The sequence below is a fragment of the Flavobacterium ovatum genome, assembly GCF_040703125.1.
Lineage (GTDB): Bacteria > Bacteroidota > Bacteroidia > Flavobacteriales > Flavobacteriaceae > Flavobacterium > Flavobacterium ovatum.
The window spans coordinates 3,974,965-4,001,213 of sequence record NZ_CP160035.1; the positions used below are offsets into that span (position 1 = coordinate 3,974,965).

The 26,249-nt window shown below is 35.3% G+C and carries 20 protein-coding genes; 12 read left to right on the forward strand and 8 right to left on the reverse strand.

The features are described 5' to 3' along the window. Positions 1–79 precede the first annotated feature (79 nt). The 5 genes from ABZP37_RS16360 to ABZP37_RS16380 all read right to left on the reverse strand — a co-directional run bounded on the left by ABZP37_RS16360 (position 80) and on the right by ABZP37_RS16380 (position 4,807). A complete protein-coding gene (locus ABZP37_RS16360) occupies positions 80–427 on the reverse strand; it encodes an Hpt domain-containing protein (protein ID WP_366184230.1) in 348 nt (115 codons plus the stop codon). Further along, positions 427–1,038, reverse strand: coding sequence for a fumarylacetoacetate hydrolase family protein (locus ABZP37_RS16365; protein ID WP_366184231.1), 612 nt, complete (start codon positions 1,036–1,038; stop codon positions 427–429). The genes ABZP37_RS16360 and ABZP37_RS16365 overlap by 1 nt, the downstream gene beginning before the upstream one ends. Positions 1,039–1,101: 63 nt before the next feature. Beyond that, on the reverse strand, positions 1,102–1,872 hold the full coding sequence (locus ABZP37_RS16370) for a 3'-5' exonuclease (RefSeq protein ID WP_366184233.1): 771 nt from the start codon (positions 1,870–1,872) through the stop codon (positions 1,102–1,104). A 346-nt stretch (positions 1,873–2,218) separates the two neighbouring features. After that, entirely contained in the window at positions 2,219–3,526 is a 1,308-nt protein-coding gene (locus tag ABZP37_RS16375; protein ID WP_366184234.1) for a dihydrolipoamide acetyltransferase family protein, read from the reverse strand. Positions 3,527–3,640: 114 nt separating this feature from the next. Next, the gene (locus ABZP37_RS16380) at positions 3,641–4,807 is read right to left on the reverse strand and encodes a glycosyltransferase family 2 protein (protein WP_366184236.1); all 1,167 of its coding nucleotides are present in this window, start codon (positions 4,805–4,807) and stop codon (positions 3,641–3,643) included. 72 nt (positions 4,808–4,879) lie between these two features. On the opposite strand from ABZP37_RS16380, the gene ABZP37_RS16385 reads away from it, so the two are divergent. Together ABZP37_RS16385 and ABZP37_RS16390 are read left to right on the forward strand one after the other, a co-directional pair. Continuing rightward, complete coding sequence (locus tag ABZP37_RS16385; protein ID WP_366184238.1) at positions 4,880–5,824, forward strand: T9SS C-terminal target domain-containing protein; 945 nt, start codon at positions 4,880–4,882, stop codon at positions 5,822–5,824. Between the two features lie 183 nt (positions 5,825–6,007). Then, positions 6,008–7,735, forward strand: coding sequence for a sulfatase-like hydrolase/transferase (locus ABZP37_RS16390; protein WP_366184240.1), 1,728 nt, complete (start codon positions 6,008–6,010; stop codon positions 7,733–7,735). A gap of 635 nt (positions 7,736–8,370) precedes the next feature. Here the strand turns inward: ABZP37_RS16390 and ABZP37_RS16395 are convergent. Beyond that, complete coding sequence (locus ABZP37_RS16395) at positions 8,371–9,462, reverse strand: T9SS type A sorting domain-containing protein (RefSeq protein ID WP_366184242.1); 1,092 nt, start codon at positions 9,460–9,462, stop codon at positions 8,371–8,373. A 291-nt stretch (positions 9,463–9,753) separates the two neighbouring features. On the opposite strand from ABZP37_RS16395, the gene ABZP37_RS16400 reads away from it, so the two are divergent. Beyond that, a complete protein-coding gene (locus ABZP37_RS16400) occupies positions 9,754–11,616 on the forward strand; it encodes an ABC-F family ATP-binding cassette domain-containing protein (RefSeq protein ID WP_366184244.1) in 1,863 nt (620 codons plus the stop codon). 269 nt (positions 11,617–11,885) lie between these two features. Here ABZP37_RS16400 and ABZP37_RS16405 read toward each other — a convergent pair whose 3' ends face one another. Further along, positions 11,886–12,113, reverse strand: coding sequence for a CDGSH iron-sulfur domain-containing protein (locus ABZP37_RS16405; RefSeq protein WP_366184246.1), 228 nt, complete (start codon positions 12,111–12,113; stop codon positions 11,886–11,888). Between the two features lie 175 nt (positions 12,114–12,288). Further along, positions 12,289–13,842 (reverse strand): SDR family oxidoreductase, encoded by a 1,554-nt coding sequence (locus ABZP37_RS16410; RefSeq protein WP_366184247.1) that lies wholly within the window; start codon positions 13,840–13,842, stop codon positions 12,289–12,291. Between the two features lie 442 nt (positions 13,843–14,284). Between ABZP37_RS16410 and ABZP37_RS16415 the strand changes: the two genes are divergently transcribed. From ABZP37_RS16415 to katG, 9 genes are all read left to right on the forward strand, one after another. Further along, positions 14,285–15,076, forward strand: a complete 792-nt coding sequence (locus tag ABZP37_RS16415) for a class I SAM-dependent methyltransferase (protein WP_366184249.1) — start codon at positions 14,285–14,287, stop codon at positions 15,074–15,076. Between the two features lie 15 nt (positions 15,077–15,091). Further along, positions 15,092–15,721 (forward strand): carbonic anhydrase, encoded by a 630-nt coding sequence (locus ABZP37_RS16420; protein WP_366184250.1) that lies wholly within the window; start codon positions 15,092–15,094, stop codon positions 15,719–15,721. 121 nt (positions 15,722–15,842) lie between these two features. Beyond that, the gene (locus tag ABZP37_RS16425) at positions 15,843–16,532 is read left to right on the forward strand and encodes an ABC transporter ATP-binding protein (RefSeq protein ID WP_366184252.1); all 690 of its coding nucleotides are present in this window, start codon (positions 15,843–15,845) and stop codon (positions 16,530–16,532) included. Positions 16,533–16,603: 71 nt separating this feature from the next. Beyond that, positions 16,604–17,173, forward strand: coding sequence for a cob(I)yrinic acid a,c-diamide adenosyltransferase (locus ABZP37_RS16430; RefSeq protein ID WP_366184254.1), 570 nt, complete (start codon positions 16,604–16,606; stop codon positions 17,171–17,173). 165 nt (positions 17,174–17,338) lie between these two features. Further along, on the forward strand, positions 17,339–17,560 hold the full coding sequence (locus ABZP37_RS16435; protein ID WP_007138072.1) for a DUF2795 domain-containing protein: 222 nt from the start codon (positions 17,339–17,341) through the stop codon (positions 17,558–17,560). Between the two features lie 86 nt (positions 17,561–17,646). Continuing rightward, positions 17,647–20,997, forward strand: a complete 3,351-nt coding sequence (gene secA, locus ABZP37_RS16440; RefSeq protein ID WP_366184256.1) for a preprotein translocase subunit SecA — start codon at positions 17,647–17,649, stop codon at positions 20,995–20,997. 375 nt (positions 20,998–21,372) lie between these two features. Further along, on the forward strand, positions 21,373–21,564 hold the full coding sequence (locus ABZP37_RS16445; RefSeq protein WP_366184258.1) for a hypothetical protein: 192 nt from the start codon (positions 21,373–21,375) through the stop codon (positions 21,562–21,564). Beyond that, entirely contained in the window at positions 21,545–22,414 is an 870-nt protein-coding gene (locus ABZP37_RS16450; RefSeq protein ID WP_366184260.1) for an LPO_1073/Vpar_1526 family protein, read from the forward strand. Before ABZP37_RS16445 ends, ABZP37_RS16450 begins: the two co-directional genes overlap by 20 nt. A 1,218-nt stretch (positions 22,415–23,632) precedes the next feature. Continuing rightward, complete coding sequence (katG, locus tag ABZP37_RS16455; protein WP_366184261.1) at positions 23,633–25,894, forward strand: catalase/peroxidase HPI; 2,262 nt, start codon at positions 23,633–23,635, stop codon at positions 25,892–25,894. Positions 25,895–26,249 lie beyond the last annotated feature (355 nt).

Genomic DNA, 26,249 nt, shown 5'->3' on the forward strand with positions numbered 1-26,249 from the left:
ATTATATACAGAAAATTCAACACCTAATTTTTAATTAAATGTTGAATTTCTTTATTTATTTATCTGTTTTAGGCTCCCCTTATGACAAATCAAAATCTTTATTAATTTCCTTAATAGCGTCTTCCACTTGTTTTCTAACGCTTTTAAAAGTATCAATAATATCTTTTTTCTTTCCTTCCGTTTTGGTCCATGCTTCGATCTGAAGAATTTCCTCAAATGCTACATTTAAACCTAGTAAATCTAAGGTTGGCTTGATTTTATGCGCATAAGCATACGCATGCTTATGATCTTTCTTTTTTATTCCTTCTTTAATTTGGGATAAATCCTCAGGAACTTCGCTCACAAACAATGTCAACACATCGTTCACAAAATCTTGATCGTTATCTGAAAGTTCGTAAACTTTGGAAAGGTTGTAATGTAGTGCCATTATTTTACTTGTATTCTAAATAGTTTCTGTCCTTCTAAAAATCCTTCTAATATATCTTCTGACTTCACAGCCGCTACTCCTTCTGGAGTTCCTGTAAAAATAATATCTCCTATTTTTAAAGTGAAAAATTGTGATACATAAGCAATGATTTCATCAATTTTCCACAACATAAAAGCCGAATTCCCTTTTTGAACTGAACTATTATTGTTAGTTAATTCAAATGTAATATTTTCTAGTGAACTAAATTTACTTTTGGGTAAAAATTCTCCAATGACTGCAGAACCGTCAAATGCCTTGGCAATCTCCCAAGGCAATCCTTTTTCTTTTAATTTAGATTGTAAATCTCTAGCCGTAAAATCTATACCTACACTAATTTCGTCATAATACTTATGCGCAAACTTGGCGTCTATATATTTCCCTACTTTATTAATCTTTACAATTAACTCTACTTCATGGTGAATTTCTTCAGAAAACTCTGGAAGCACAAAAGGATGTTGCTTTAACAAAACTGCTGAATCTGGTTTCATAAAAATCACCGGCTCTGACGGTCGTTCATTTTGCAACTCCTCAATGTGTTTGGCATAATTACGGCCAATACAGATTATCTTCATGTTTATAGTATTCAGTTTTCGATCTCAATTTTCAGTTGGATACTGCTAACTGAGACTGAAAACTTATTTAGTATTTAACTTCCTAAGCTTAATTGCTGTCAAAACTTTCTTGGTATATAAAGGAAAATCAGCGTTCTGAATCCAACTAAAATAACCAGGTTCTGTTTCTAAAATTTTATCAACTTTTACTCCTTTATGTTTTCCAAAAGAAAAAACCTCTTCACCGTCTTTATCGAAAGCAATCATTCCAGCAAAATCGGCTATTTTCTTTCTAGTTGAAAACTCAGATAATGATTTGATATCGTTCTCTAAATCCTCGTAACGCTCTAGTTGTGCTTTTAGTATTTCGTAAGTTGCCATCGTGTCTGCTTCTGCCGAATGGGCATTTTCTAGACTTTGACCACAATAAAATTTGTACGCAGCACTCAACGTACGTTCCTCTTTTTTATGAAAAATAGTTTGAACATCTACTGACACTCGGTTTTTCATATCAAAGTCAACTCCAGCTCGTAACAACTCTTCGGCTAATAAAGGAATATCAAAACGGTCGGAATTAAATCCACCCAAATCGCTGTCCTTTATCATTGTATAAACTTGCAATGCTAGCTCGTTGAAAGTAGGTTCGTTCGCTACCTTCTCATCTGTAATTCCATGAACTGCTGTTGTTTCAGCGGGAATTGGAATAGTTGGATTAACCAACCAAGTTTTACTTTCTTTATTTCCGTTTGGAAATACTTTAAAAATTGAAATTTCTACTATTCTATCTTTTCCTATATCTATTCCTGTAGTTTCAAGGTCGAAAAAGCAAATTGGTCTATTGAGTTTTAATTCCATTATAATTTTTTGTATGAACTACAAATATAATTTTTTAAGTCTAAAATAGAAACCTTAAAGCCGTGTTTAATTATTTTATTCTTGAAAGGGTAAAAAATTAAGGCTCGATTTTGAAAGATATTTCAGAATGTGATGAAATGTATTTTACGGAGTTATGATCGGAATTGCGTAAGGGATAGCAGTGGAAATCCTTTTTTGGGGCTTTTTCTGCCCCAAAAAAGATTGTAACGTATAGCCCGACCGGCTTTTTCTGCCGGTTACGCCCAAAAAACAGCTAAAGACTTAACACAAAAAAACCCTCAAAATCAAAATGGTTTTGAGGGTTTGTATATTGCTCTAAAGTCTTTTAAAAATCTCTACTCACATCAAAAGACTCTAGATATTCAGCCACTCTTTTGACGAACATTCCGCCCAGTGCACCGTCAATAATACGATGGTCATAACTGTGGGTCAAGAACATTTTTTGTCGAATGCCGATAAAGTCACCTTCGGGAGTTTCAATAACCGCAGGTACTTTACGAATCGCACCAAGAGCTAAAATCCCTACTTCGGGTTGGTTGATAATTGGAGTACCAAAAATACTTCCAAATGAACCTACGTTCGTCACTGTGTAAGTTCCACCTTTAGTATCATCTGGCTTTAGTTTACCTTGTTTTGCACGGTTTCCTAAATCGTTTACCGCTTTGGCCATACCAACTAAGTTCAATTGGTCTGCGTTTTTAATCACAGGCACAATTAAATTTCCATTTGGCAAAGCTGCTGCCATACCTAAGTTGATATTTTTCTTTTTAATGATATAATCACCATCAATTGAAATATTCATCCCTGGATAATCTTTCAATGCTTTGGCAACCGCCTCCATAAAAATAGGGGTAAAAGTTAATTTCGCACCTTCTCTTCTTTCAAATTCCGTTTTATGTTGGTCACGCCATTTTACAATATTGGTTACATCCACCTCAATGAAGGACTGTACGTGAACAGACGTTTGGATAGAAGCTTTCATATAACCCGAAATCAATTTGCGCATTCTGTCCATCTCTACTATTTCATCGCCTCCATTAATGGAAACGGGAACTATTTGAGGTGTGATTATAGGAGTTGCAATTGGAGCGGCTTTTGAAATTACAGTTGCTGCCACTGGCATTACACCATTGGAACTACGATTTTGAACATAGGTCAAAATATCATCTTTAGTAACACGATTGTCTTTTCCTGTTCCTACTATTAAATCCAATTCCTGAAGAGAAACCCCTTCAGTAGAGGCTATATTTTTTACTAATGGAGAATAAAATTTATCCGAGCTAGAAAAATCAACTGGAGCAGCAACCATCTCTTTGGCTACTTCCACTGCCTTGGCTATCTGATCAATAACTTCAGAATCAATAATTTCTTCCTCTTTGACATCTGTAACATCACTAGTCTCAATGATTGCAATAGTTTGACCTACTTGCACCAAATCGTCTTTAGAAAAAAGTTGTTCTACCAAAACTCCAGATACTTCACTAGGAACTTCATTATCTACTTTGTCTGTCGCAACTTCAACTATGACATCATCAGCATTGATAGTATCACCAACGGATTTTAACCAGTTTGTAATAGTTGCTTCTGCGACGCTTTCTCCCATTCTTGGAAGTTTTAATTCAAATCTTGCCATATCATTTACCCTAAAAAGGTGTCGTTTTATTATCTGTTTGCGAAATTAGTGATTTTTTGAAACATTCATTTCATATGTAGCTATTTATTGCTTTTTTTATCTGAGATATGTAATTTATACTCCAATTTTTATAACAGTTCCTCTTTCAATAGAATTATCACTCCCAATTAAGAAATCGGTGTTTTTGGGTATAATTTTAAAGGTACAATTGTTGTTTTTTTGTAATTCCATAAAACCGATACATTCTTTAAAGGTAACAAAATGAGCATCTAATATAATTTCAACTGGAGAATTATTCGCATTAGACTCCAAAAAAACTAATTTTTCGGCATTCAAATCTCGAAAATCTAAATTCTTTTTAATAACTGTGTTTAACCTATTCGCTAAGTTTTTGTCTTTTGAAAAAAGGACAAAATGCTCTATCTCATTTTTAATTTTACTTTTTCCTTGAAACATTTTCACGAAAGAAAAAAATAAGATTCCAAGCTTCATAAAGATAGAAAACAGCATCGAAACTTTGAAATGTTTTTTATAAAAAAAGTTCATCGCTTCCTGAAAACGTTTCATATAAGTTTCATCCTTAATGGTACTTTCTCCTTTAAAATGAATCACGGTAGTTTCGTGGAAATAAAAATTGTTTTTCCCTTTTTTTAAAGCCATAAAGGACAAATCAATATCATCTGAATACATGAAACAATCCTCGTCAAATCCGCCAATATCCTTATATAATTGTCGTTGCACAACCATAAAAGCCCCAACTAGGATTTCGACTTGACCGGTTTGATTTTTAGTCAAATGACTAGCATAATATTTCCCAAAACAGACGACTTTTGGAAACAGTTTATACAAAGCTGTGATTTTTGTAAAAGCTACCCAAGGCGTTGGAACGCCACGTTTGCTTTCGGGCAAAAAGTTTCCTGCTCCATCAATCAGTTTGACACCAATAATCCCGAGGTTTTTTTGTTTTTTGGCGAAAGCCAAAACTTTAATAAATGTATCTTCTGCAACTACTGTATCAGGATTTAAAATACAGATATATTCACCTATAGCTTCAGCAACTCCGATATTATTGCCTTTGGGAAAACCTGAGTTTTGTTTGTTTTCGATGAGTTTTACATGTGGAAAACGCTCTCTGACCATGGCGCAACTCCCATCTGGCGAATTGTTATCGACTACAATAATCTCAGCGTCTATATTCTCTACAGCGCTTTGCACACTTAATAGGCAAAGCTCTAGAAAGTATTGAACGTTATAATTGAGTATGATTACGGATAACTGCATGACGCAAATATACAGTGTTAAACCTTCTGCGGAAATATTTTTGAATTACTTTTGGTATCTAAACCCATAAAATTGAAAGTCACTTTTTTCTTTTTCCTAATTTTCACGATTACGACTTGGAGTCAAATTTCGGGTTGTACAGATCCTTTGTCTAAAAAATTCAACCCTAAAGCAACCGTAAACGATGGCAGTTGCTGTTATAAAAAAGTAAAGATTAAACCTGATTTTTCTGTTCAATTGAGTGACTCTTTGACTGAGACTTCCAGTTTACTTTACTTTGATTCTCTTTTATGGACTATCAATGATGATACTGATGCTACAATTTACGGCATGAACACAAAAGGAATAATTGAGAAAAAGATAAACATCAACGGATTAAAAAACAAAGAATGGGAAGAAATAAGCCAAGACAATGACTATCTATATTTAGGTGACTTTGGTAATAATTATCAAGGAAATCGGACCGATTTACGTATTTTGAGATTGGCTAAAAATGAGTACTACAACAATTTAGCAAAAATTGATACTATTGCATTTTCCTACGATGACCAAACGGACTTAAGCGCTCAAAAACCTAACAAAACGAATTTTGATTGTGAAGCGTTTGTCGTTTTGCAAGACAGTATTTATTTATTTACCAAACGTTTTAAAGATTTAAAAACCACAGTTTATTCTTTACCCAAACAGCCTGGAAAATATATAGCAAAGGCCAAAGAAACTTTTAAGACAAAAGGATTGGTTACAGGAGCCACTTATTTTGAAGCCACAAAAACTATTGCTTTAACAGGTTATTCTAAACTTTTGAAACCATTTATTTATTTGTTATCTGATTTCAATGGTACTGATTTTTTCTCGGGCAATAAACGTAAAATCAAACTCAAATTGCCTTTTCACCAGGTGGAAGGAATCGCTACACCTGATGGATTTAATTATTATATTACCAATGAGAAAATGGTTCGAAAGCCTATCTTCAATGTACATCAGCAATTGCATCGTGTTGATTTGAGTCCTTTTTAAAATAGAAATAAAAACCTCTGATTATCAGCTCACTAATTTAAAAAAATTAAGGATAAAATTCAGTTAGTAAAAGATAAAAAAAACTCATTTTAGAAATTTAGTTAGTTCTACATTGTACTGTTATTTTAGAGTCAGAAAAACACTTCTTCAAGACTTCTAAAAAACCAACCAAACAGAACTAAAATGAAACTAACTTTTAAAAACCAATTGGCCTTATTAGCGGTTTTTACGCTTATTCTTGGACAATTAAAAACCTGGAGTCAAACACGCCCTAATATTATTGTTATCCTAACGGATGACATGGGCTATGCTGATATAGGCTTCAATAATGGTGCTGCTGACATTGCAAGTCCAAACATTGATGCCTTGGCTAATGCGGGAACTATATTTACTTCTGCTTATGTAGCACATCCTTTTTGTGGCCCTAGCCGAACAGCTTTACTTACCGGTCGTTATCCTCACAAAATAGGCGCGCAATACAATTTAAGCGATACCGAATACAATAAAGGAGTGGACTTAAACGAAACCTTTTTCTCCAATGTAATAAAAACATCTGGTTATAAAACTGGAGCGTTTGGAAAATGGCATTTAGGACAATCGACAGCACACCAACCCAATTCCCGTGGCTTTGATTATTTCTACGGAATGTTAACCGGAGGACATAATTATTTTACAACTTCAGGGGGAACTGCCGCTTATGCACTTCCGTTACGAAAAAATTATGGTCTTGCCAATGAAGCCATAGGAGCTTACATCACCGACTTATTTTCGGACGAAGCGGTTACCTTTATTCAGAATGCTGAGAGCAATGATGGAGCTCCATTTTTTATGTATGTAGCTTACAATGCGCCTCATGAACCTATGCAAGCTTTACAATCCGACATGGATATATTAGCAGCAGCCCCATATAACTTCACCTATACAACTTCCAATCGTCAAAAATATGCCGCTATGGTTTATTCCGTTGACAGAGGAGTAAAAAAAATTGTGGATGCATTAAAAGCTAATGGTGAATATAATGATACCTTAATTGTATTTTTGAGTGATAATGGCGGAATAGTCAGTGGTGGAAATGCAAATAACGGCCCTCTTAAAGGAAACAAAGGTGACACATACGAAGGTGGTTATCGAGTTCCTATGATGATGCATTGGCCTAACCACATACCAGCCGGTGTAAAATACGATTATGTAGTTTCCTCTTTAGACTTCTACCCTACTTTTGTAAATCTTGCAGGGGCTACGATTCCCACAGGTAAAAAACTGGACGGTAAAGACATTTACAACAACATCGTTAACAATACCAACCCAAGAGCAGGAGAATCTATTTTTGTGTTGAGACACCGAGCGCTCAATAATGTAGGTATCCGAAGAGATCAATGGAAGGCGTATTCTTCTGGTGATGGCACTTGGCAACTATACAACCTAAACACTGACATTGGTGAAACAACTAACTTGGCAGACTCTAACCAATCACTACTCAATACTATGGTAAGCGGCGGTTATCAATGGTCCAGAACCAATATTGACGCACTGTTTTTTGATAGTACAGCCGCAGAGAACACATGGAATAGCAACAATTTACCAGATTACCCTAAAACTTTTACAGGGTACACTGTAGATTTGTCTGTACCTAAATTTTTGTCAAACCAATTGCCTTTTGTATATCTATATCCCAATCCTGCAGCTTACTCTAATTTGAGCATTGGATTGAATTTTGAACCAACAGATGCCATTGATATTTATATCTATGATGTTTTAGGTCGTCCCGTTCAAATTCACAACAACGCCAAGATTGAAGTCAATAATGAAGTACAATTGCAACTAAATTCTAATATTCAAAACGGAACCTATTTTGTTCGGGTTGTTTCTGGCGAAAATTCCTTTAGCCAAACATTGATTGTTAAAAGATAAAAAGTACTCTAAATAAAAACATTCTATACCCTAGTATACAAAAAAAAAGCACAGAGTAGTAGGAGGGCACTGAAAAAGTCCCTCTTTTCAAAAAATCATTAAAATATCGATTAAATAAGGGGTTGATTTTATTTGATTTCTTTTTTTTTACACAAATTTGATTTTCTGACATCACAGGGGTTTACAATAATGAAAAAGAGCATAAACACTACTGTTTATGCTCTTTTTTAGTTTTTATCGTTTTTTACTTTTAAAGGACTTTTTCAGTGCCCTCGAGTAGTAGTCTCTGCTTTTTTTTTATGGTTTATAGCTAAAGGTCAACGAAAACAAAACAATAGAATCTGCAATCAAATAATTTATACCGATGATGTATTACTTCGCTTGTTTGCACTTTTAGGCTTAGGTCAATATAGTCCAATTACCCCAATCTCTTCCCGAAGCGTTGTACAGGCATGGCAGTACTATTATATACTTTATCGGCATTATACCACTTTATATTTGAAAAAACAGGAATAGGATGGGCATGAAATATTCGAAATTGACAGAATTTTTAAAAAATTCAAGCAATGCACATTCTACCTAAGCAAAAAAAACTCGCAAATTGCGAGTTTTTAAAGTATTACATAAATTGAAATTTATTGTTTTACTATTTTCTTAGTAGTAGAACCTTTAGCAGTCTCAATCTTTAAAAAGTAAACACCCGCTGAAAGCGATGATAAATCAATAGTAGTTGCACTTGAAGAAAGAACAATTGCACCTGAAACATTAGTCAAACTAGCTTTTGTTAATTCATTACCACCTAAATTAATAGAAACATAATTTGCAGTAGGATTAGGATATACGCTAATTGCATTGTCCAATTCAAAATTCCTAACAGCTAAAGTACCTGATTTACCAATTTGTCCGAAATCGGTACCATTTGTTTCTGCATAACTCCAAAGTTTATATACACCTGATAATGTTCCAGAATTATCAAGATTAGTAGTCCAGTTAGCTGCTAAATTAGTCTTTGCTCTAATATTTGAGGCGCTACCTAAAATCTCACCATTGTAAGCACCATTATTAGCATCACCAATATATAAATTGAATCCAGCCCCGCTCAAAGCAGTAGGTAAAGCACTAAATGAATTTGCTGTACCCGATACAATAGCTCCCCATGGAATACCAGTTTTCAACCCAGCAATCCAAGCAGTAGAATCTCCAGAGGTAGGGTAAGCAAAAGTCCCACCAGAATATTGAAAAATCAATACAGAATCCCCAGCCTTAGTAATTCCAGGAGCATTACTAGCATCGTTTATAGTAGTATTACTTGACACCAAGTTAAATCCAGCTGTTGCTCCAGTACCAGTCTCAGCTACAGTAGTCCCTACAGTTGTTGCAGCTCCTCCAGTCACTAATTTTACTGTATTATCTGATTCTAACCTAAGAATAGTACCTTTAGCAAAAGCACCTCCAGCAGTCCAAGTATAGGTATCATCTACACCGTAAGCCCCAGTAAATCCAGTTTGGTCACTCAACCAAGAACGATTGGTAATAGTGATTTTTGTACCAGATGTAATATCTTTCAACAATATAAAAGCTACGGCTCCAACATTAGTATTAACTTCTTTGAATCCCACAATAGCGATATCGCCAGCAGTTAAAGTAGTTTGTGCAGATAATTGCGAAGTACACAATCCTAAAACGGCTATTAATAGCCCTGTTTTTTTAAGTAATTTTTTTTTCATTGTTTTTATTTTATAAATAATATTTTAAATAAAATTACCTCATTACCAACCATCTACATAAGCATTAATTATCCTAATTCAGTACAATTTTACCCCAAAAATAAGGGACTTGAATGCTCATTAATGTAATTCTGCACTAACCGATTATCAATCATTAGACTAACAAATACCTTATCGCTTTGCTCTAAACCCTCCTTTTTATCTCTTTCCATAGTCATCTACTCTCTCTATTCCTCATTCCATTCTCTTATTACAACTGAATAGCTTACTTTTGCAAAAAAAATTACTCTAGTGAACTACTTATCAGTTGAAAATATCTCGAAATCTTTTGGAGAGAGAACGCTTTTTGAAAATATTTCTTTTGGGATTAACAAAGACCAAAAAATTGCCTTTATAGCCAAAAACGGCTCCGGAAAAACAACCATTATGAGCATCATCAATGGTCTTGATGAACCGGATACTGGACAAGTAGTTTTGAGAAAAGGTATCAAAATGGCTTTCTTGTCGCAAAACAATAATTTACAGGAAGAATTAACTATCGAAGAAAGCATTTTTGCTTCGGATAACGAAACTTTGAAAGTTATTGAAGCTTACGAAAAAGCATTGGAAAACCCAGAAGACGAAGAAGCCTACCAAAAAGCTTTTGACGGAATGGACCAACACAATGCTTGGGATTTTGAAACCCAATACAAGCAAATTTTGTTCAAACTGAAATTGGAAGACTTCAAATTGAAAGTAAAAAATCTTTCAGGTGGACAGAAAAAACGTTTGTCTCTTGCCATTATTTTGATTAATCGTCCCGATTTATTGATTCTGGATGAACCTACAAATCACTTGGATTTGGAGATGATCGAATGGTTGGAAACTTATTTTGCCAAAGAAAACATTACCTTGTTTATGGTGACGCACGACCGCTTCTTTCTAGAACGTGTTTGTAATGAAATCATCGAATTGGACAATGGAAAATTATACTCTTATAAAGGAAATTACTCCTATTATTTAGAGAAAAAAGAAGAACGCATTGCCTCTGAAAATTCGAGTGTGGACAAAGCACAGAATCTTTTTGTAAAAGAATTAGAATGGATGCGTCGTCAGCCTAAAGCGAGAACGACTAAATCCAAATCACGTCAAGATGATTTTTACGACATTAAGGAAAAAGCGCAAAGTCGCCGTCGTGAAAACAAAGTGGAATTGGAGATCAACATGGAGCGCATGGGGAACAAGATTGTTGAACTTCATAAAATCTCTAAGAAATTCAAGGATCATGTCATCATGGACAATTACAGTTTTGATTTTCAACCAGGAGAACGCATCGGAATCATTGGAAAAAACGGGACTGGAAAATCTACTTTTTTGAATTTATTGACCGGAACTTTACCGCTTGATGGTGGAAAAGTAGTCATTGGAGAAACAATAAAACTAGGATATTATACCCAAAGCGGAATCAACCCTAAACCGGGACAACGTGTAATTGACGTTATAAAGGAATACGGAGAATTTATTCCGTTAATGAAAGGAAGAATGATTTCGGCTTCACAATTATTGGAACGTTTCCTTTTTGATGCCAAAAAACAATATGATTTTGTAGACAGATTGAGTGGTGGTGAATTGAAACGTTTGTATTTATGTACCGTTTTGATTCAGAACCCTAACTTTTTGATTCTGGATGAACCAACAAATGATTTGGACATTGTAACCTTAAATGTATTAGAAAGCTTCTTGCTTGATTACCCTGGTTGTTTACTAGTGGTTTCTCACGATAGATATTTCATGGACAAAATTGTAGATCACTTATTTATCTTTAGAGGTCAAGGTGTGGTTGAAAATTTCCCTGGAAATTATTCCGACTTTAGAGCGTATGAAGACAGTACTGATGTGGCTCAGAAAGAAGACAACAAAGTGGAAAAGAAGGAATGGAAACAAAAAAATCCTACTGGAAATCTAACTTTTAACGAGCAAAAAGAATTTCAAAAGTTAGAAAAGGAAATCAAAGATCTCGAAGAACAAAAAGTGAAAATCGAACAATTATTCTCTGATGGAAAAGTAGTTGAAACTGATATTGAGAAAAAAGGAAAAGAATTGCAGAACCTCATTAACAAAATGGAAACCAAAGAAGAACGTTGGTTTGAATTGAGTGCAAAGATGGAGGGATAGATATCCCAATAGTACCGAAAAGGGAATTGAAAAACATATTATTCAAAAAATCCGATTTACATTTATTTGTAAATCGGATTTTTAGTTTATCATTTTTTGGGCGTGCCTCACTTCCACTATCGTTACAGCGAGTCGGGCTATACACTATATCTTTTGTTCCGCTATCGCTTCACAAAAGGATGTCGTTTCTATCCCTCACGCAAGGATATTACACACAAAAAAAGCTGTATTCGTAAAAAATGCAGCTTTTTCTATATTCCAAAAAATATCTATTTACTTTTCAAAGCTGGTAAATCAAAAGCTTTTGATTCGTGCTCAAAACCATTGCGGTGGGAACCATCACAAAAAGGTTTATTGGATGACAATCCACAACGGCAAAGACCCAAAGCTATTCTTCCTTCCAATCCATAAGTGTTGCCCGTAGCATCTACTATTTCGAAATCACCCTCAATTTTTATAGAACCATTACTATTGATGGTTAATTTTGTCTTACTCATACTTTTATTTTTTTTGAATTCAAAGGTTGTAAATTATATTCCGAAAGCTTGTTAATAATCGATTTTTAAAAATGTAATAAGCTAATTTATACTAATTATATTTTAGTACAATTGTACCACACTAAGTCCTAAAATAAAATAGAGACAAACTTATTTTTAAAAAAATATCTGTTTCCTACCAAGCTATCGGGTTGTAGTCTTTCAAGAATTTTCCGCACCAATGTTTTCCAGAGTTTATTCCGTCAAATAGGGGATCCATCACTCTTGCTGCTCCATCTACAATATCTAAAGGTGGTTGAAAATCTTGTTGTTCTTGTTTCTTTTTGGCCAATTCTGCTGGATCTTCATCTGTTACCCATCCAGTATCAACTGCATTCATAAAGATTCCGTCTTTGGCTAACGTTCGTGCTGCTGTATGTGTTAACATATTCAAAGCGGCCTTGGCCATATTGGTATGCGGATGGCGGTCTTCTTTGAAATCGCGATAAAACTTCCCTTCCATCGCCGAAACATTTATAACGTGTTTTTGTCCGGTATTGTCTTTTTTCATCAATTCAGAAAGACGGTTGCATAATACAAATGGCGCTACAGAATTCACCAACTGGACTTCAATCATTTCAGTAGTTTCTATCTGACCTAATTTCAAACGCCAACTGTTTGTTTTCCTTAAATCGACTTGCTGTAAATCGGCATCCAATTCTCCTTCTGGAAAAACTTCATTCGTTACTAATGCTTTATCAAACGAATACGGAATTTGAGATAATTGTGCCGAAGCTCTCAAGCCTATTCCAGGTTCAGGTCCGTGCCAAGTAACAGGCATATTATCATTCGAAGAAGCTCCCGAAGTCAATACTTTTAGTTCCGCCAAACAATGCGTGTGATCAGACAATAAAGTTTGCGCTTGTGTAGGCAAAGAAGCTACTGGACGACCTTCATTTTTCATTAAATGAGTATAAAATCCCGAAGGACGGCGCACCGTTTGAGCCGCATTGTTGATTAAAATATCCAAACGACCGTATTGTTGTTCGATGTAATTACAAAAAATTTCCACACTCGGAATATGGCGTAAATCCAAACCATGGATTTTCAAGCGATGTTCCCAATCCATAAAATCACTTTCTTGTGCAAAACGCAATGCAGAATCTATCGGAAAACGAGTGGTTGCCACTACAGTTGCCCCACCACGCAATAACATTAATGTAATATGATAGCCAATCTTCAATCGAGAACCTGTAACGACCGCTATTTGTCCTTTGACATTTGCGGTTTGAAAACGTTTGGCGTAATTATAATCCCCACAATCAGTGCACATGCTATCATAAAAATGGTGCATTTTGGTAAAATCCGTTTTGCACACATAACATTGTCTTGGCGTTTCGAGTTCCAAGGTTTCTTTGTTTTCTAATTCTGCTGCAGCCAATAATTTAGGCGCCATAAAAATAGCCGATTCACGAGCTGAACGAATTCCAGTTTCTTTCCTAGCGGTTCTATCGCGTTTTTCCATTTTGCGTTTGGCGGCTTTGGCTCCGTCTTTTTTACGGCGCGAAAGCTCGTCACGATCAGGTCTAGCAAACTGACCTGCTGCTTTAATTAGCGCAGTTCGTTGTTCTTTTGGAATATCAAATATTTGGTCAGTATCATTTGTAAGTTGCGAAAGAATGGCAATACAGCGCTCTATTTCAGCTGTATCTATAGCAACTATTTCTTCAATTTCATCTTGGTGTATCATAAAAAAAGCATCAATCTTGGTTAAAATTCCAAGGCTGCAAAGATAGTTTTTAAATCTTTCTTTTTAAGTGAGTTGAAAAACAATAATAAAACCAGAATACATTCTTTTCAGGGCAAACGCACCAGTTATTTTGGCCACGACTCGAGCGATAGCGAACTGACGTAGTAATTTCACGAATTTTCACAAATTACTATAACTCTAAAAAAATAATTACACCAACTTTTTAGTAATTTGATGATTTGTGCAATTATTCAAAATTCAAATTCGTGTATTTCGTGTAATTCGTGTAATTCGTGGCTGTTCTATTTTATTTTTAACTCATGCGTTTGCCTTGATAGAAGCACAAAGTTAACACAGAGCTTCACAAAGTTTAGTTTTTATTATTAAAGAAAAAAAACTCTGAGTATCTTCGTCACTTCTATGTGAAACTCCGCGCACTATTATGTTATTCCCTATCAAATCTTATTTACAATTTCTTTGGCTTTCAAAAAACGAACATGCGGTACATTCTCCTTTTGTGTTCACTTTGATTACAAAATGTTTTTATGATAGAAAGCTAAAAACCGATTATACTATTCTAAAGCAATTTCGACAAGAATTATTAGACAATAATAGTAGTATCGAAATAACCGATTTTGGTGCAGGTTCGAAAGTCTTTAAATCCAATCATCGTGTCATTTCACAAATGGCAAAAACGGCTGGAATTGGTACCAAAAGAGCAGAATTACTGTACCGTATCAGCACTTATTTCCAATCAAAAAACATACTCGAATTAGGAACTTCATTAGGGTTAGCTACTTCTGCTTTATCTTTAGGATCCCGTACTGTCGAGACAAAAGCAACTATTACAACTCTAGAAGGCTGCCCTCAAACTGCGAATCAAGCACAATTGCAATTTCAAAAATTTGGCTTCAAAAACATTGACATTGTTGTTGGCGAATTTGATACGTCATTTGAAAAATTATCAATAGAAAATTCGAAATACGACCTTATTTATTTTGATGGCAATCATTCAAAAAAAGCTACTTTAGATTATTTTGAACGCTTAGTACCCACAATTACTAATGATACTGTCTGGATTTTTGACGATATTCATTGGTCGGCAGAAATGGAAGCGGCTTGGGAAATTATAAAGAAGCACCCTAAAGTAAAAGTTACGATCGATACCTATCAATGGGGATTAGTATTCTTTAGGTACGAACAACCCAAACAGCATTTTATCATTCGAACATAAATTCAAATTTTCATTATGGATATCAAACAAATTTTCGAAAACAATAGAAAATGGATTGCTAAACAACTTCAAACGGATGAAAATTATTTTGAAGAATTAGGTAAAGGGCAATCTCCGGAGTTTCTGTATATTGGTTGTTCCGACAGTCGCGTTTCTGCCGAAGAGTTGATGGGATTACAACCGGGAGAAGTCTTTGTGCATCGCAACATCGCTAATATGGTTCCCAATACTGATCTCAATTCGATGTCTGTAATCAATTATGCTGTGATGCATCTCAAAGTAAATCATATTGTTGTTTGTGGGCACTATGGCTGTGGTGGCGTGCATGCGGCAATGCAACAATCCGATTTAGGTATTTTAAATCCTTGGTTGCGAAACATTCGTGATGTGTATCGAATACATCGAAAAGAATTGGATGCTATTTTAAATGAAAAAGAAAAATATAAAAGATTGGTTGAGTTAAACGTTCAAGAGCAATGTATCAACATTATCAAAACCGCCGAAGTACAAAAAGCAAACAGAGAACGAAGTCTAAAAGTGTACGGTTGGATTTTTGACATTCATAGTGGAAAATTAATTGACCTTAATATCGATTTTGACGCTATACTAAAAGACATAATGGCTATTTATAAAATAGAAGACTAGTTGATTGTTTTTTTATCTAGAAAAAATGCAACATAATGTATTTCTACCAACATCTCATTAATTCAAAAGTCTTTTGTACTTTTAAAAAAGAGAAAATATAATCTATCAATTGCAGCAATAAATGGCAAATCCATTAATAAAAATTACAAATATTAAACGCAATTTTGCGTTAGGCGACGAAACCGTTTATGTACTCAAAGGCATTGATCTAGAAATCAAAAAAGGGGAATATGTCGCTTTGATGGGGCCATCGGGTTCTGGGAAATCAACTTTAATGAATCTTTTAGGCTGTTTAGACACGCCTACATCTGGAAATTACATACTAAATGGCAAAGATGTTAGTAAGATGAAAGATGATGAATTAGCTGGCATTCGCAACAAAGAAATAGGTTTTGTATTTCAAACCTTCAATCTCTTGCCTCGAATGAATGCTTTAGATAATGTCGCACTACCGATGATTTATGCAGGCTATACCAAACCCGAACGACGAAAAAGAGCCGAAGAAGTACTAACACAAGTGGGGTTAGCTGACCGAATGGATCATCAATCCAACCAACTTTCTGGAGGACAAAGGCAACGTGTAGCTATTGCGAGAGCATTAGTCAATAAACCCTCCATTATTCTTGCCGATGAACCTACAGGGAATTTAGATAGTAAAACATCCCTTGAAATCATGGCGCTTTTTAACGAAATTCATTCCAATGGCAACACCGTCATCCTAATCACACACGAAGAAGAAATTGCCGCTTATGCAAATAGAATCATTCGGTTGAGAGATGGAATGATTGAAAGTGACACCCTAAAAAGTTAGAAGTTATATGATAGAAGTCTATTCCTTTTCAAAATCCTAATTCCTAAATAAAAAATCCTTAATTAAAAAACGTGAAAATATATACAAAAACAGGCGATAAAGGAACAACTGCGCTTTTTGGAGGGACTAGAGTATCAAAAGACCACATCCGAATTGACAGCTACGGTACTGTTGACGAACTCAATTCCTATATTGGATTGATTCGGGACCAAGAAATGGATACACACTATAAAAGTATATTGATCGAAATTCAAGACCGTCTTTTTACCGTGGGCGCTATCTTAGCCACACCGCCAGAAAAAGAAATTTTGAAAAATGGTCAACCTCGTTTAAAAAATCTTGGAATCACTAAAGCCGATATTCAATTATTAGAAAATGAAATCGATTCTATGGAACTGGCATTGCCTCCCATGACGCATTTCGTATTGCCAGGTGGACATACAACTGTGTCATATTGTCATATAGCACGTTGTGTCTGTCGTAGAGCTGAACGTCTTGCCGTACATTTAAACCATGAAGAACCCATTGAAGAACTGACGATTCAATACCTAAACCGACTTTCTGACTATCTTTTTGTCTTGGCACGAAAGTTGACTTTTGACTTGAACGCTGAAGAAGTGAAGTGGATACCTAGAAAGTAATTATGAGTGATAAATTATGAGTTATGAGTTTAACTTTCACATAATTTATGCCTTAAAATTCATAACTCAAAAACGACGTTCTTAATTTTATTATAAAAAAAACTTTTTTTACTTGTATTTTTCAGTAAAAAATTTATTTTTGCACAAAACTAAATCGATAAAAAGATGTATTGGACATTAGAATTAGCATCCTACCTAAGTGATGCACCGTGGCCTGCTAACAAAGACGAACTTATTGACTACGCTATACGTGCAGGTGCACCGTTAGAGGTAGTAGAAAACCTTCAGTCTATTGAAGACGAAGGCGAGATATATGAATCAATGGAAGAAATTTGGCCTGATTATCCTACTGACGAAGACTATCTTTGGAATGAGGACGAATATTAAAAAATAAATCAAGAAAAAAGTCTCAATCTGAGGCTTTTTTTTTGGTTAAACATAAAGAAGAAAATAATTTAGCAACAAAAACTATTATGAGTTTTATAAATAGCATTTTAAAAGCCTTTGTTGGAAATAAATCCGAGAAAGACGTTAAGGAATTACAACCTTACCTAAAAAAAATAAAATCGTTTGAGAGCACTTTGATCACCTTATCACATGATGATCTAAGAGCAAGAACGTATTACTTCAAAAATCAAATCAAAGAAGCACGTACTGCTGTTGACGAAAAAATAAATTCGTTAAAAGAAGAAGTAGAAGCTACTGAGGATATTGATCAAAGAGAAGATCTTTACGAAAAAATCGATGCTCTAGAAAAAGAAGCTTACGATATTTCGGAAAAAACATTATTGGAAATTCTTCCCGAAGCTTTTGCAGTGGTAAAAGAAACAGCAAGACGTTTCAAAGACAATGCTCAAATCGCTGTTACAGCAACAGAACAAGACCGATTATTTGCTGCTGCAAAACCTTACGTTTCTATTGAAGGAGACCAATCTGTATGGCAAAACCAATGGAATGCTGCTGGTAAAGCCATCACATGGGACATGATTCACTACGACGTTCAGTTGATTGGTGGAATGGTATTGCACCAAGGTAAAGTTGCTGAGATGCAAACTGGAGAGGGAAAAACATTAGTAGCAACCTTGCCTATGTACTTGAATGCTTTGACAGGAAACGGAGTACACTTAGTAACCGTGAATGATTACTTAGCCAAACGTGATAGTACTTGGAAAGCTCCTTTATTTGAATTCCACGGAATGACTGTTGATTGTATTGACAATCACCAACCAAGTTCTGAAGGAAGAAAAGCCGCTTACAACGCTGATATTACTTATGGTACCAACAACGAGTTTGGTTTTGACTACCTAAGAGACAACATGACCCATTCACCAGATGATTTGGTACAACGCAAACACAACTTTGCAATTGTCGATGAGGTCGATTCGGTATTGATTGATGACGCTAGAACGCCATTGATTATCTCTGGTCCAGTTCCTCAAGGAGACCGTCATGAGTTTAACGAATTGAAGCCAAAAATCGAAAACCTAGTTACCTTACAACGTCAACTAGCAAATGGATTTTTGTCAGAAGCTAAAAAATTAATCAAAGAGGGGAATACCAAAGAAGGTGGTGTCCTATTGTTAAGAGCATACAGAAGTTTGCCAAGAAACAAAGCCTTGATTAAATTCTTGAGTGAAGAAGGAATCAAACAATTACTTCAAAAAACGGAGAACTCCTATATGCAGGATAACAACCGTGAAATGCATAAGATTGATGAAGCTTTGTACTTTGTCATCGAAGAAAAAAACAATCAAGTAGAATTGACTGACAACGGTATCAAATACCTTTCTGGAGATACAGATGCTGATTTCTTTATACTTCCAGATATCGGAACAGAGATTGCTGCCATAGAAAAGAAAAATCTAGACAAAGACGCTGAAGCAGAAGAGAAAGAACTTTTGTTCCAAGATTTCAGTATCAAAAGCGAACGTATTCATACTTTAACTCAACTGTTAAAGGCCTACTCTTTGTTCGAAAAAGATGTAGAATACGTGATCATGGACAACAAAATTATGATTGTCGATGAGCAAACAGGTCGTATCATGGACGGTCGCCGTTATTCTGACGGATTACACCAAGCGATTGAAGCCAAAGAAAACGTAAAAATTGAAGCCGCTACTCAAACATTTGCAACGGTAACTTTGCAAAACTATTTCAGAATGTACAGCAAATTAGGCGGTATGACTGGAACTGCAGTTACTGAAGCTGGAGAACTTTGGGAAATTTATAAATTGGACGTTGTTGAAATCCCAACAAACAGACCAATGGCAAGACATGATAAAGAAGATTTTATATACAAAACGACTCGTGAAAAATTCAATGCAGTTATTGAAGACGTAACGGAATTATCAAAAGCAGGTCGTCCGGTATTAATTGGAACAACTTCTGTTGAAATCTCAGAATTATTAAGCCGTATGCTTAAAATGAGAGGGGTTACTCACAATGTATTGAATGCCAAAATGCACAAGCAAGAGGCGCAAATTGTTGAAGATGCAGGAAAACCAGGCGTAGTTACTATTGCAACCAATATGGCTGGTCGTGGAACGGATATCAAATTATCCGCAGAGGTTAAAGCTGCAGGAGGATTAGCAATCGTAGGTACAGAGCGTCACGATTCACGTCGTGTCGATCGCCAGTTGCGTGGTCGTGCAGGACGTCAAGGAGATGTGGGAAGTTCACAATTCTACGTTTCGCTAGAAGACAACTTGATGCGTTTGTTTGGTTCTGAAAGAGTAGCCAAAGTAATGGACAGAATGGGACTAGAAGAAGGAGAAGTTATCCAACATTCTATGATGACTAAATCTATCGAGCGTGCTCAGAAAAAAGTAGAAGAAAACAACTTTGGTGTTCGTAAACGTTTATTAGAATATGATGATGTTATGAACGCACAACGTGAAGTAATTTACAAGCGTCGTCGTCATGCTTTGTTTGGTGAACGTTTGAAATTAGACATCGCTAATATGTTGTATGACACTTGCGAAGTTGTGGTTCAAAATAGTAAAGCTATGAATGATTTCAAAGCATTTGAATTTGATACTATTCGTTATTTCTCTATCACTTCACCAGTTACAGAAGGAGATTTTGTAAAATTAACAGAAGCTGAATTAACAGGGAAAATTTACAAAGAAGCTTTAAAATATTATACCGAGAAAACAGAACGTAGCGCTAGAGAAGCTTTCCCTATCATTGCAGGAGTTTATGAAGATAAAAACAACCAATACGAACGCATCGTAGTACCATTTACTGATGGTGTAAAATCATTGAACGTAGTAACCGACTTAAAAAGAGCCTACGATTCACACGGAAAACAGTTAGTGGCTGATTTTGAGAAAAACATCACTCTTGCGATTGTTGATGAAGCTTGGAAAAAACATTTACGCAAAATGGACGAATTGAAACAATCAGTTCAATTGGCGGTTCATGAGCAAAAAGACCCATTGCTTATCTACAAATTTGAAGCTTTCAACTTGTTCAGCGGCATGCTTAACGGAATCAACAAAGAGGTTATATCTTTCTTATTCAAAGGAGATTTACCACAACAATCGGCTCCAGAAATCATACACGAAGCAAGAGAAATTCCACGTCCAAAAGAGAATTATCAAACTCAAAAAGACGAAATCGTTTCTAGCGAAGCAGCAAACCGTGAAGCGGGCGAAACACAGCAACGTCAAGTAACAGAAACGATCGTTCGCGATATGCCAAAAATCAATCGCAACGACACCGTAACCATTCAAAATGTGGCCAACGGACAAACGCAAGAAATGAAATTCAAAAAAGCCGAAGCCTTAATAGGTACAGGTCAATGGGTTGTTGTAAACAAATAATCCTATTTTATAAAATTCCAAATCCCCAATTACGAAAGTAGTTGGGGATTTTTTTTTAGGAGCAGTAGAATTGGTTTTCATAACAACTTCCCTCCCGCTTCGGGACGTTGCAATCTCTTGTATTTGCTATCGCAATACAAGAGCATTTTCACTACTATCGGGGCTGATTATGGCGTTTGTATTTTCATAATTACGATTTAAAAAGTATCTTACAAATAGAAAGTTACTTTGATGTATTATAAGTTTATTTTTATATATTTGAAAGAACCTAAAGAAAAATATTCCTTCGCTTTTATACCCAAATTTGAATATATATGTGCTACTTTGTAGCGAGTATATACTAGTTATTAACAATATTATTGCAAAATTACATATATGAAACAAATTTTAGATTTTTTTTCAAATAACTATGAATGGTTATTTTCAGGAATAGGAGTGTTCATAATTTCAATTTTCTTTATTAATAAGTCAAAAGGACAAACACAAAAAGTAGGTAAAAATTCTATTGGAATTCAATCAGGTAGAGATGTGAAGATTAAAAAATTAAATGACAAGAAAAATGTTTGAAAAACAAAAGCAAGCAACTGGAGAAGGCGGAACTTCTTTACAAGCTGGAAATGACATCAAAGTTATCCAGAATATAGGTCTACAGTTTTCAGAGGTGAAAGAAATCTTTCATTTACTACTAAGTGAAAATTTTCCAAAACTTAGAGAAATTGCCTGTCAAACTGCAACTCAAAACATTGAGAATTACTTGGAGAAATTCGAACATAAATTTGCGCAGAATTTTAACCGAATAGATGTTGAAAAAATTAAAGACCCTGACATTCAATTTAGTTTTAATGAAGTCGTTGAAGCAAGCGCTAGAAAAGGTGAAAAAACAGATTCAGATGTACTATCTGAACTATTAATTGAACGTATGAGTAAAACGTCAAATGATTTCATCTCAATAGTATCTAGTGAAGGAATTAAAATTGTTCCTAAATTAACAGCAGAACACATTAGTTTTATATCTCTAGTGCATTATTTATCTTCTGTTCAACATACTGGATTAACAGACCCTATAGGATTAGAAGAATATGCTTCAATGATTGTTGGTCTTACTGACAATAGCTTTAATTTAAGTCGGTCAAACAAACAATATCTACAATTTACAGGTGTCTTAACTTCATTAAATTTTTCAGCGGATGATTTTAAAGATATTACAAAAAACAGATATGATTTTCTAAAAAATATTGGAAATGAAGAGCTTGAGAGAACCTTAGAACAGAAGGCTCCATCTTACAAAAAACTTATGGATATCTATATTTCATGTGAAATTTATAATATCAGATTGACTGCTGTGGGACAAATGATTGCTCTTGCTAATTTGAAAAGAGTGTTAGGAAACCTAGATTATAGTATTTGGATAAATTAAAATCCCGATCGCTCGGACTTATAATCTAAAGGTTAGCGCAGGTATTTACCTGTTTCCACAAAGAGAGTAAATACAAATTGCCATAAACAAAATATCGAAAACTATTTCCTTGAGATTCTTTCAAAAGGGCAAGATTGTAATAATACCTGCACGCATAAACGCTTTAACTCAAAAAAGAGTCTCGACTTCGCTCAACTTGACAAAACGTTTTTTAGATAGCATGATGCTTTTTGTCAAATGAGGAGTAATTTTTATTCTAAAAAAAGCAATATAAAATGACGTTATTTGAATGTTAGCACTTCTAATTCCCCTCTTGAGAGGGGCTAGGGGTGTGTTTTTTTTTAAGTACATGTAAGTCAGGTATTTAAACTAAAACGTCATAGGTAGCGCAGTCGAGATTGTCTGTTTTACGGAGTCTTAATACATCAACAAAAACTTCTTAGAACCGCTAAATATCTCCTGACATTGCACACACAACAGTAGCAAGTCTTGTATTGGTATTAAGAAACTGTTGAAAATCGTTGCTTGAGATACTTTCAGAAGGACAAGATAGCAACAATACTATCCGTACCTGTTAGGCAGGAGCTTTCTCTGGTCGCTCTGCCACCACCAGAAAAAAGTGGCTTTCAACCGGCATAGGCTTTCCACTTCTGTCAGGGCTAGGGATTTGGCAATCAATTCAACTAACCAGTACCCTATTTAAGAATATACCCAAGCAGATTTATCTTTTACTTAGAAGAAAAACAACAAAGACTTTCCGCAAAGAAGGTAGAAATTGCAATGCCATATCTTATAAAATCGGAATTAGCTTTTCATTCGATACAAATTAGAATAATTCCATAAAAGTTGATACATTAAAACAATGTTAAATCTATTTCCCATCATTCTTAACCCAACTATTTTCGTTATTTTTGAGAGAAGTAACACAGTGGTTTTTAGCAAATTAATTTTACTAGTCATTCAAACAAAACCTAGCCTAAACTACCATTCCCATTTTTATCAAAGAAAATCGCTTTTTAAAATATAACGAATAGTCCTAATCCATTATTCACTTCTAACCAAGCTACATGTTATATTTAAAATTTATATTATTAAACGTTTTAATAAATTTTACTTATGACAGAATAAAATATGAAGATTAATGATTGTAATTTATAGCAGACAATAATCCTAAATTTGGTAAAGAAGAAAAATACTAAATCTATAAAAATTTTAAATATGGAAAATAACAACAATGCAGATCAAGGTAAATGCCCGGTAAATCATGGACAACTTCCAGAAAATGATACACCATCTAATATTGAAAGCAATCACGATGCTTCAGCAGGTAAATGCCCTGTAATGCACGGCGGAAATACAGCTTCCAAATCAAATGTTATGTCATGGTGGCCTAATGCACTTAACCTTGATATATTAAGTCAACATGATACTAAAACAAATCCTTTAGGGCAAGAGTTTAATTATCATGAAGAACTTAAGAAACTAGATATTGAAGCCTTAAAAAAAGATATGCATGCCTTAATGACGGATAGCCAAGACTGGTGGCCGGCAGATTGGGGTCACTACGGAGGTTTAATGATACGTCTGTCTTGGCACTCTACTGGATCATACCGTACATCTGATGGTCGCGGTGGTGGTGGTGCAGGAAATCAGCGTTTTGCACCTCTAAATTCATGGCCAGATAACGTTAGTTTAGACAAAGCAAGAAGATTGCTATGGCCTATTAAGAAAAAATACGGGAACAAAGTGAGTTGGGCCGATTTAATTGCTTTGGCAGGTACAATTGCTTATGCTGATATGGGATTAACAACCTTTGGATTTGCATTTGGACGTGAAGATATCTGGCATCCAGAAATAGATACGTATTGGGGAGCTGAAAAAGAATGGCTAGCACCAAGCGACGAACGTTATGCAAATGTTGAAGATCCTAAAACAATGGAAAATCCTTTAGCAGCCGTGCAAATGGGGCTAATTTATGTTAATCCAGAAGGAGTAAACGGAAAACAAGATCCTTTGAAAACTGCTGCACAAATACGTGAAACGTTTGCTCGTATGGCAATGAATGACGAAGAAACTGTTGCATTAACTGCTGGTGGACATACAGTAGGTAAAACACATGGTAACGGTGATGCTAGTATTCTAGGACCAGATCCTGAATCAGCTGGAGTAGAAGAACAAGGATTAGGTTGGAAAAACCCAACTAATACAGGAAAAGGGCGTTACACTGTAACCAGCGGACTTGAAGGTGCTTGGACTACGAATCCAACGAAATGGGACGGTGGATTTTTCCAAATGTTATTCAATCACGAATGGGAACCTCGCAAAAGTCCTGCTGGAGCATGGCAATGGGAACCTGTGAGTATTAAAGACGAAGATAGACCCGTAGATGTTGAAGATCCAACTATACGTTGTAACCCAATGATGACCGATGCGGATATGGCGATGAAGATGGATCCAATATACAAAGAGATCTCATTGAAATTCATGAACGATCAGGAGTATTTCTCAGAAACTTTTGCACGTGCTTGGTTCAAATTAACACATAGAGATATGGGACCAAAAGCAAACTACTTTGGTACAGACGTGCCTCAAGAAGATTTGATTTGGCAAGACCCTATTCCAGCTGGGACTACAGGTTATGATGTTGCTGCTGTAAAAAGCAAAATTGCTGCATCAGGATTATCTATTTCAGAAATGGTAAACACCGCTTGGGATAGTGCACGTACGTATCGTGGATCTGATATGCGTGGTGGTGCTAATGGTGCACGCATCCGTTTAGCACCTCAAAAAAATTGGGAAGGAAATGAACCGCAACGTTTGGCACATGTTCTATCTGTTCTAGAGCCTATTGCAACTGAGTTTGGTATTAGTATCGCTGATACTATTGTTCTGGCAGGTAATCTTGGTGTAGAACAAGCGGCAAAAGCTGCAGGTGTTTCCGTTACTGTTCCATTTTCAGCTGGTCGTGGAGACGCTACGGATGAAATGACAGATGCAGAATCTTTTGAACCTTTAGAGCCTTTAGCTGATGGTTACCGTAATTACAGTAAAAAGGATTACATAGTAAGTTCAGAAGAATTAATGCTCGACCGTACCCAATTAATGGGCTTAACAGCACCAGAAATGACCGTCCTTGTTGGTGGAATGAGAATGCTAGGCACCAATTATGGCAATACAAAACATGGCGTTTTCACCAATACCATTGGCGCATTGACAAACGATTTCTTTGTTAACCTAACTGATATGGGGAACAGTTGGAAACCAACATCAAAAGGACTTTACGATATTTGCGACCGTAAAACAGGAGTTGTAAAATGGACCGCTACCCGTATGGATTTAGTATTTGGATCCAATTCTATTTTACGTTCGTATTCTGAAGTTTATGCACAAGACGACAATAAAGAAAAATTTGTTGCCGATTTTGTAAAAGCTTGGGCAAAAGTAATGAATGCCGATCGTTTTGATATAAATAAATCCTAGAACTAAGGATAACATTAGATAATACCAATACTATTTTTAAAAGCTCCGTTTACAATCCGTAAATGGAGCTTTTTTTAGTTTGAGAAAATACCTTTTACACCAAAAACCTGTACAAAATAGTCAAATGTAATAACGGTTCTCGACAGCGATACCTATGACATTTTGGTTCAAGTACCTGATTTACATGTACTTAAAAAACACACCCCTAGCCCCTCTCAAGAGGGGAATTAGAAGTGCTAACATTCAAATAACGTCATTTTATATTGCTTTTTTTAGAATAAAAATTACTCCTCGAACTGACAATTGAACTATTTTATAAATATTATTGGTATTACTTCTATAATGTACCTAATCT

Bases quoted from the DNA above. Each gene is read 5' to 3' on its own strand.
- ABZP37_RS16360 (WP_366184230.1), bottom strand. From the start codon at position 427: ATGGCACTACATTACAACCTTTCCAAAGTTTACGAACTTTCAGATAAC.
- ABZP37_RS16370 (WP_366184233.1), bottom strand. From the start codon at position 1,872: ATGGAATTAAAACTCAATAGACCAATTTGCTTTTTCGACCTTGAAACT.
- ABZP37_RS16380 (WP_366184236.1), bottom strand. From the start codon at position 4,807: ATGCAGTTATCCGTAATCATACTCAATTATAACGTTCAATACTTTCTA.
- ABZP37_RS16450 (WP_366184260.1), top strand. From the start codon at position 21,545: ATGACAAGAAAAATGTTTGAAAAACAAAAGCAAGCAACTGGAGAAGGC.
- ABZP37_RS16405 (WP_366184246.1), bottom strand. From the start codon at position 12,113: ATGAGTAAGACAAAATTAACCATCAATAGTAATGGTTCTATAAAAATT.
- ABZP37_RS16390 (WP_366184240.1), top strand. From the start codon at position 6,008: ATGAAACTAACTTTTAAAAACCAATTGGCCTTATTAGCGGTTTTTACG.
- ABZP37_RS16435 (WP_007138072.1), top strand. From the start codon at position 17,339: ATGTATTGGACATTAGAATTAGCATCCTACCTAAGTGATGCACCGTGG.
- ABZP37_RS16420 (WP_366184250.1), top strand. From the start codon at position 15,092: ATGGATATCAAACAAATTTTCGAAAACAATAGAAAATGGATTGCTAAA.
- ABZP37_RS16410 (WP_366184247.1), bottom strand. From the start codon at position 13,842: ATGATACACCAAGATGAAATTGAAGAAATAGTTGCTATAGATACAGCT.
- secA (WP_366184256.1), top strand. From the start codon at position 17,647: ATGAGTTTTATAAATAGCATTTTAAAAGCCTTTGTTGGAAATAAATCC.
- ABZP37_RS16445 (WP_366184258.1), top strand. From the start codon at position 21,373: ATGAAACAAATTTTAGATTTTTTTTCAAATAACTATGAATGGTTATTT.
- ABZP37_RS16415 (WP_366184249.1), top strand. From the start codon at position 14,285: ATGTTATTCCCTATCAAATCTTATTTACAATTTCTTTGGCTTTCAAAA.
- ABZP37_RS16365 (WP_366184231.1), bottom strand. From the start codon at position 1,038: ATGAAGATAATCTGTATTGGCCGTAATTATGCCAAACACATTGAGGAG.
- katG (WP_366184261.1), top strand. From the start codon at position 23,633: ATGGAAAATAACAACAATGCAGATCAAGGTAAATGCCCGGTAAATCAT.
- ABZP37_RS16395 (WP_366184242.1), bottom strand. From the start codon at position 9,462: ATGAAAAAAAAATTACTTAAAAAAACAGGGCTATTAATAGCCGTTTTA.
- ABZP37_RS16425 (WP_366184252.1), top strand. From the start codon at position 15,843: ATGGCAAATCCATTAATAAAAATTACAAATATTAAACGCAATTTTGCG.
- ABZP37_RS16375 (WP_366184234.1), bottom strand. From the start codon at position 3,526: ATGGCAAGATTTGAATTAAAACTTCCAAGAATGGGAGAAAGCGTCGCA.